This window comes from Xenorhabdus kozodoii (genome assembly GCF_002632875.1).
Lineage (GTDB): Bacteria > Pseudomonadota > Gammaproteobacteria > Enterobacterales > Enterobacteriaceae > Xenorhabdus > Xenorhabdus kozodoii.
Window position 1 is genome coordinate 1 of sequence record NZ_NJCX01000122.1, and the last position, 401, is coordinate 401.

Annotated in this window: 1 protein-coding gene; it reads left to right on the forward strand. The window is 47.4% G+C overall.

All coding sequences use genetic code 11. From position 1 onward, the window contains the following. Nucleotides 1-401 (forward strand): phage tail fiber protein (locus tag Xkoz_RS22475; RefSeq protein WP_479688396.1); only part of this gene is annotated, 401 nt, incomplete at both ends.

Genomic DNA, 401 nt, shown 5'->3' on the forward strand with positions numbered 1-401 from the left:
ATATCAGGGGTTGGCCTGATGACTCCGGTGTGACTGCATGCTCTCGATGGTTTATTACGCCAGACGGCAATGCAGGCATTAGCTATACACATCATTATGCCCAAGACGACGCACATTATTATGTTAATGTTGACCTGTGGGGAACCAGGAATACAACGGTAGATAACAACGGTTACATCAAAAAAGCGTCCCCCATCATCCAACTCCACCCCGATGGCTCATTCACCACCAATGACGAATCCGAGGGCGCTACAGTGACCAAACTCGGCATCGGTCACTATCAGGTGACTGGCGTATTGGGTTATAACGCCGATGGTGCATGGGGCGTGCACGGTGGTATTTCATCACCAAAAAATAATAATGGACTGGAGTTAATCTACATCGATGATAAAGTGCAAAAA